The organism is Nocardiopsis valliformis DSM 45023 (assembly GCF_000340985.1).
Lineage (GTDB): Bacteria > Actinomycetota > Actinomycetes > Streptosporangiales > Streptosporangiaceae > Nocardiopsis > Nocardiopsis exhalans.
Map to the genome: position 1 here is coordinate 100640 of NZ_ANAZ01000029.1, position 6862 is coordinate 107501.

General features: G+C 66.5%; 5 protein-coding genes and 1 other RNA gene. All 6 read left to right on the forward strand.

Annotation, left to right across the window (positions count from 1 at the left end; all coding sequences use genetic code 11):
- Positions 1-83: 83 nt before the first annotated feature.
- The 6 genes from prfB to ssrA all read left to right on the forward strand — a co-directional run bounded on the left by prfB (position 84) and on the right by ssrA (position 6710).
- The gene (prfB, locus tag D457_RS0124300) at positions 84-1202 is read left to right on the forward strand and encodes a peptide chain release factor 2 (RefSeq protein WP_026116977.1); all 1119 of its coding nucleotides are present in this window, start codon (positions 84-86) and stop codon (positions 1200-1202) included.
- A gap of 389 nt (positions 1203-1591) precedes the next feature.
- Positions 1592-2281 (forward strand): cell division ATP-binding protein FtsE, encoded by a 690-nt coding sequence (ftsE, locus tag D457_RS0124305; RefSeq protein WP_017583283.1) that lies wholly within the window; start codon positions 1592-1594, stop codon positions 2279-2281.
- A 125-nt stretch (positions 2282-2406) separates the two neighbouring features.
- Positions 2407-3318, forward strand: coding sequence for a permease-like cell division protein FtsX (ftsX, locus tag D457_RS0124310; protein ID WP_239646204.1), 912 nt, complete (start codon positions 2407-2409; stop codon positions 3316-3318).
- Between the two features lie 82 nt (positions 3319-3400).
- Positions 3401-3865 (forward strand): SsrA-binding protein SmpB, encoded by a 465-nt coding sequence (gene smpB / locus D457_RS0124315; protein WP_017583285.1) that lies wholly within the window; start codon positions 3401-3403, stop codon positions 3863-3865.
- Between the two features lie 63 nt (positions 3866-3928).
- Positions 3929-5935, forward strand: coding sequence for a penicillin-binding transpeptidase domain-containing protein (locus D457_RS0124320; protein ID WP_017583286.1), 2007 nt, complete (start codon positions 3929-3931; stop codon positions 5933-5935).
- Between the two features lie 403 nt (positions 5936-6338).
- Positions 6339-6710, forward strand: a transfer-messenger RNA (tmRNA) gene (gene ssrA, locus D457_RS35065).
- Positions 6711-6862: the final 152 nt, after the last annotated feature.

Sequence of the window (6862 nt, forward strand, 5' to 3'; positions counted from 1 at the left end):
GGAGTGGCCGGGTGCCGGTTCGGCGGCGCCGCGGAAGGCCGCGGGTGGGGTTTGCCCTTTCACTGGGTCCTACACTGGGTTCCGTGGCAGAACTGGACCCAGCAGAGAAGATCAAGGAACTCGCGGCGACCCTGGCGAGTGTGACCGCCGTGTTGGACCTGGAGGCGATGCAGACCCAGATCGCCGAACTGCGTGAGCAGTCCGCGGACCCCGAGCTGTGGGCCGACCAGGGCAACGCGCAGAAGGTGACACGCAAGCTCTCCAGCCTGGAGTCCATGGTCAACAAGGTCAACGGCATCGAGCAGCGCCTCGACGACCTCGGGGTGCTCTTCGAGCTCGCCGAGGCCGAGGACGACGCCGACACCAAGACCGAGGCCGACCGTGAGCTCGAGCAGCTCCGCAAGGAGATCGGTGAGCTGGAGGTGCGCACGCTCCTCAACGGGCCGCACGACGAGAGCGAAGCCATCGTCACCATCAACTCCCAGGCGGGCGGCGTCGACGCCGCCGACTGGGCGCAGATGCTCCAGCGCATGTACCTGCGCTGGGCGGAACGGCATGGATATCCCACGGAGGTCTACGAGACCTCCTACGCGGAGGAGGCGGGCATCAAGTCCACCTCGTTCGCCGTCAAGTCACCCTTCGCCTACGGCACCCTGAGGGGCGAGCACGGCACCCACCGGCTGGTGCGCATCTCGCCCTTCGACAACCAGAACCGGCGCCAGACCTCGTTCGCGGGCGTGGACGTCGTCCCGATGGTGGAGCAGAGCGACCACGTCGACATCGACGAGACCGAGCTGAGGGTGGACGTGTACCGCTCCAGCGGCCCCGGCGGCCAGGGCGTGAACACCACGGACTCCGCGGTGCGCATCACTCACCTGCCCACCGGCATCGTGGTCTCTTGCCAGAACGAGCGTTCGCAGCTGCAGAACAAGGCGACCGCGATGACGATGCTCCAGGCCAAGCTCCTGGCCCGCAAACGGCTGGAGGAGCAGGCCGCCCTGGACGAGATCCGCGGCGACGCGGTGAGCAGCTGGGGCACCCAGATGCGCAACTACGTGCTGCACCCGTATCAGAGCGTCAAGGACGTGCGGACCGGCGCCGAGACCGGCAACACCTCGGGTGTCCTGGACGGCGAGATCGACGCCTTCATCGACGCCGAGATCCGATGGATGCGCAGCCGGGAGAAGAACGAGCAGAGCTGACCTGCGGAGTTCTCCCTGCGCTTGTGTCCCCGTCGCCGTCGCGTGCTGTCCCCGCCCGTGCGGGCGGGGACACGCCCGGTCGCGGGTGGGGGACCCAGGGTGAGTGAACTCGCGCTGAGGCGCCCTCGTATCCCAATGGTGACGCCCACGTCTCCGCAGTTTTACCGAAACTGCTATATGTGAACGTTATCATCGGTTGACACCTCCGATATGCTCGTGGCTGTTGTCCGATAGTGCTCTGATCTCCACAGATCTCGCGGGTGCGACGGGACCTGGACAATCCGGGCTCCTGTCCCCTCTAAACTGTCGGTGGCCATGCGGCCGGTACGATCCCGTGCGGAGCTCAATCCGCCGGGTGCCCATACCTTCGAGAGCCTTGTGATGCGCCTGTGATCCACTTCGATAACGTCACCAAGCTGTACCCGACTCAGAAGCGCCCCGCGCTCGACGGTGTTTCCATCGACGTGGACAAGGGCGAGTTCGTCTTCCTGGTCGGCCCGTCCGGCTCGGGCAAGTCGACCTTCCTCCGGCTGGTGCTGAAGGAGGAGAAGCCCAACTCCGGGCACGTGCACGTCGCGGGCAAGGACCTCGCCAAGCTCTCGAACTGGAAGGTTCCGCACCTGCGCCGCCGCATCGGATGCGTCTTCCAGGACTTCCGTCTGCTGCCGAACAAGAACGTCTTCGAGAACGTCGCCTTCGCGCTGGAGGTCATCGGCAAGCCCCGACGGTTCATCCGGAAGGTCGTGCCCGAGGTCGTCGAGCTCGTCGGCCTCGAAGGCAAGGCCGGTCGTATGCCCGGAGAGCTCTCCGGTGGTGAGCAGCAGCGCGTGGCCATCGCCCGCGCCTTCGTCAACCGCCCGCAGATCCTGCTGGCCGACGAGCCCACCGGAAACATCGACCCGGCTACCTCCATCGGCATCATGAAGGTGCTGGATCGAATCAACCGCACGGGCACCACCGTCGTCATGGCGACCCACGACGCCGCCATCGTCGACTCCATGCGCAAGCGCGTGATCGAGCTTGAAGAGGGCTTGGTAGTGCGCGACCAGACGCGCGGCGTCTACGGCCAGGCGTACTGACCTCTGGCACGTCGTCGCCGGGCGGTCGGTCGGCGACCGCGAGACAATCGGACGGCCGCGAGACAACGGGCGATCGCGAGACCACCGGCACGGCGAAGCCCCGAAGGATGGACCTTTAACAGATCATGCGAGCACAATTCGTTCTCTCCGAGACGTGGATCGGCCTACGTCGCAACCTGACGATGACCATCGCCGTCATCACGACGGTGGCTATCTCCCTCGCCTTGTTCGGTGCCGGTCTGCTGGTCAACCAGCAGGTCTCCGAGATGCGCAACTACTGGGACCAGCGGATCACGCTGACCATCTACATGTGCAACGAGATCTCGCCGACCGCGGCCTGCCAGGAGAACGGCGCCGCGGAAGCCGCTGACCGCGAAGCCCTCGAAGCGCAGTTGGACTCGCTGGCCGAGGTCGAGGAGTACCGCTACCTGACCGCCGCCGAGGCCTGGGCCGACTTCCAGGAGCGCATCGGCTCCTCGAACGAGGCGCTCGCCGAGGCTGCCCAGGAAGGTGACATCCCGGAGAACTACCGGGTGCAGCTCACCAACCCCGACCACTACGACACCGTGCGCGACGCTGTCGACGGTGCGGACGGTGTCGACTCGGTCTCCAACGACCAGCGCGTCCTCGAACAGTTCTTCGGGCTGCTCGACGGACTCAAGTGGGCAGCCCTGGTGGTTGCCGGTGTTCAGTTGGCCGCCGCGGCGTTGCTGATCGGCAACACCATCCGGCTGTCGGCCTACAGCCGCCGCCGGGAGACCGGCATTATGCGCCTGGTCGGCGCGTCGAACTTCTACATCCAGCTGCCCTTCCTCCTGGAGGGTGCCATCGCCGGTCTGATCGGTGGTGTGATCGCGTCCGGGTTCATCGTGGCTACCAGGTTCACGCTGCTCACCCAGATCGAGGAGTGGTTCCAGTTCGACGTGGCACTGGGCACGGGCTCACTGCTGTACGTCATCGGTGTGTCGATGATCCTCGGTGTGCTCCTGTGCACCGTGACCTCGTTCCTCACTCTGCGCCGCTACCTGAAGGTCTGACGGGTCACCGCCGGACATGGGCGGGCGCCGGGTACCGGGGGGCCACACGCGTGGCCCCCCGGACGTATGAAGGGATACAACCGTGGCCAAGGAAACCGGGCGGAAGCTGATCGCCCAGAACCGCCGGGCCCGGCACGAATACCACATCGACGAAACCTACGAGGCCGGGATGGTCCTGACCGGTACCGAGGTGAAGTCCCTCAGAGAGGGGCGCGCCTCGCTCGTGGACGGCTTCGCGCACATCCACGACGGTGAGGTGTGGCTCGAGGGTGTGCACATCCCGGAGTACTCACAGGGCACCTGGACCAACCACTCGGCCCGCAGATCACGTAAGCTACTCCTGCACCGCGAGCAGATCTCCCGGCTGATCGGTAAGACCCGAGAGCCCGGCCGCACGCTGGTTCCGCTGTCCCTGTACTTCAGTGACGGCCGGGCCAAGGTCGAGATCGCTCTGGCTCGCGGTAAGCGTGAGTACGACAAGCGCCATGCCATCGCCGAACGTGAGGCCAAGCGTGACATGGAACGCGCGCTTCGCCGCCGTCGTTGAGCACTCCTCGGTCGTCGTCCCCACCGGGTGACACGGCCGGGGCGCCTGAAAGGAACACATAAGGTGTCCCCCCGTCCCCTCGGCCGCAGGATCGCGGCCGTCAGCAGTGGCCTGATCGTCGCCCTGAGTCTCGCGGCGTGTACGACCCACCCCAGCCCGGAGGTGGCTGTCAGGTCCTTCCTGCTCGCCTGGCAGGACGGGAACTACGCCGAGGCCGCCCGCCACACCACCGGTGACCCGGCGGAAGTGGAGCAGGCGCTGGCCGACGTACACGATCAGCTCGACCTCGCCTCCATCCGGTTCGATCTCGGGCAGATCGCCACGGAGAGCGGTACCGCAAACGCCGAGTTCGGCGTCAACGCGGACCTGGGCATCGGCGACCCGATGTGGAACTACACCGGCCAGATGTCCCTGACCAATGGTGCCGCGGGCTGGCAGATCGACTGGTCGCCGAGCGTCATCCACCCTGAGCTGGGCGAGGGCGAGCGCCTCGCTGTCAGCTACGAGATCGAGGAACGCGGCCAGATCCTCGACCGGTCGGGTGAGCCCCTGGTCGCCGCGGACAGCGTCACCGCCTTCGGGGTACTGCCCGCCGACATGGAGGACAAGGAAGGGGGCGTCACCGAGCTCGCCGAGCTCCTCGACGAGGACCCCGACCCGCTGCTCAACCGGGTGCGCTCCGCCCCGCCCGAGCAGTTCCAGCCGCTCGTGCTTATACGCGACGCCGACAACTCCCTCCTGCGTGAGGCCGGGAACATCGCCGGCGTCGACACGCAGGAGATCGAGGTCAACCTCTCGCCGCGGGTCGCCCCCTTCTTGCTCGGCGAGGTCGCGGGCACCGCGGAGCACCGGGTCTCGTCGCGGGTGGCCGGCCCCTACCAGGCCGGTGACACGGTGGGTCTGAGCGGTCTGCAGAACATCTTCCAGCAGGAGCTCGCCGGTACGGCCACCACACAGGTGGTGAGCCTGGGTGAGGACGGCGAGCAGACCGACGTCCTGGAGTCCTGGGAGGGTGTGCGCAGCGGCGGCATCGAGACCACCCTGGACCTGGCTGTTCAGAGCGCGGCCGAGAACGCCCTGGAGACGGTTCCCGGTGATGGGTACATCGTCGCGGTGGACACCGCGAGCGGGGAGGTCCTGGCCGCGGCCAACGCTTCTGGCAGCGTGACCGACGATGGGGCCTTCACCGGTTCCTACGCCCCGGGCGGCACGTTCACCATGGTGTCGGCCCTGGCGGCTCTGGACAGCGGCGCGGTCACCGCGGACAGCGAGATGCTCTGCGGCTGGCAGTCCGAGGTCGGTGACCAGGTCTTCACCAATCCCAGGGCGAACGATGTGGGGCTGAACCCCACGCTGGACCGCAACCTGGCCTCCCTGTGCACGGTCGCTTTCGTTGACATCGCGTCCGAGGTCGGTCCCGAAGCGATCACCAGGGCCGCCACCCAGCTGGGGCTGGGCTCGGACTGGCAGCTCCCGCTTCCGGTGTCCGCGGGGTCGGTGGACATCGAGGACGGTGACGTCGAACTCGCCTCCGCCATGGTCGGGGAGCACGGTGTGCGGACGAGTCCGCTGGCCATGGCGCTGGCCGCCGGAGCCGTTGCCGACGGTTCCTGGTACGGCCCCACCCTCGTCCGTGAGGAGGGCCCCGCCCAAGCCAGTGCCACCGAGCTCGACGAGGCCCACCTGGAGGTGGTCCGCGAGGGCCTGCAGGAGGCGGTCAACCTCCGCACCCCCCAGATGAACACCGGTGAGGAGCAGGTGTTCGGCCAGGCCGCCCGTGCCGAGCAGGGCGACACCGACCTGCACTGGTTCGTGGGTTACCGAGGCGACGTCGCCTTCGCGGTGCTCGCCGAGGTCGATCCCGCGACGACCCTGTTGGATCAGTACGCCGTCACCGCGGCGACCAGTTTCCTCAACGGTCTGGCTCATGGGGGCGCTGAGGGCGAGGGCCTCCTGGGTGAGGAGGTCCCGGAGCTGCCGATGGACGCTCCGGTCGAGGGTGAGCTGAACGCTCCGGTCGAGGGTGCCGCGGGTGAGATGAACCCTGAAGCGGACCTGACGGGGAACTGACCCGAACAGCCGAGAAGGCACTGCTGAAAAAGACGCCGCCGGAGCAACCTACGGGTGCCCCGGCGGCGTCTTCTTCAATAACTGGGGCCGCCACAGGGGGTAGCGGACCAGTACTGAGACAGGACCTCATCTCGGGGGAGGCCCTGTCGGTTCCCAAGGTCGGCCCCGACCCTGGCCGACCGCCCCCGTGAGTTGCGTAGACCTCTCTTGCGTCCGCCTCACGGGGGTTTCTCCCTGTCCGGGGCCTGACCGCCAGGTTTTTTGCCTGCGCTGGGAATGAGCTTGGTGCCCACACTGTTCAACAGGTAGAGTGACAAACACGCGAGTGTTCGCTCACTCGCATGTCGGCCACCAAGAGCTGTTGGATCACCCTCGGGTGACAGGTGGTCTTGACAATTTCACAGGGGGTGATCGGTTTCGACTTCGGTAGTCGTTCCAGGGGAAGCGGGTCGAGGGTTGCGTTTGTGACCTCGTTAATCCTGCATTCGCGTAAATTCAAGTGCCAATTCCAAGCGCACTGAGTTCGCTCTCGCTGCCTAAGCGATTGTGACTCTGTCGGTCCGGGCTCGTCATCGGCTCGGGACCCGGCACCATTTAGATGACTCACCGCTCAGATCAGGCCACGGGGCCTGAGTGGGAAATTTTCGTGGCTGGGCCCGTCAGCGATGTGTCTGTACAAGCGCTGGGGCCGAGTAGAACGACACTACAGACTGCACCCGGAGAAGCCCTGGCTCGGTGCTGAAGGACGCGGGTTCGATTCCCGCCACCTCCACGAGTAACGGACCGCTGTGCGGGGGACGAAGTCCCCTGTGCGGCGGTCCGTTCTTGTTTTCTGAGGGCTCCCAGGCGTGATCTTGCTACCAGAAGCGAAATCGGCGCTCTCGGGTTTCGTGGTTTTGGGAGAGGTGTCCGGTTCGGGTGGGCCCA

What these genes read in the sequence shown, in the direction of transcription:
- ftsX (WP_239646204.1), top strand. Translation starts at nt 2,407, where the DNA reads ATGCGAGCACAATTCGTTCTCTCCGAGACGTGGATCGGCCTACGTCGC.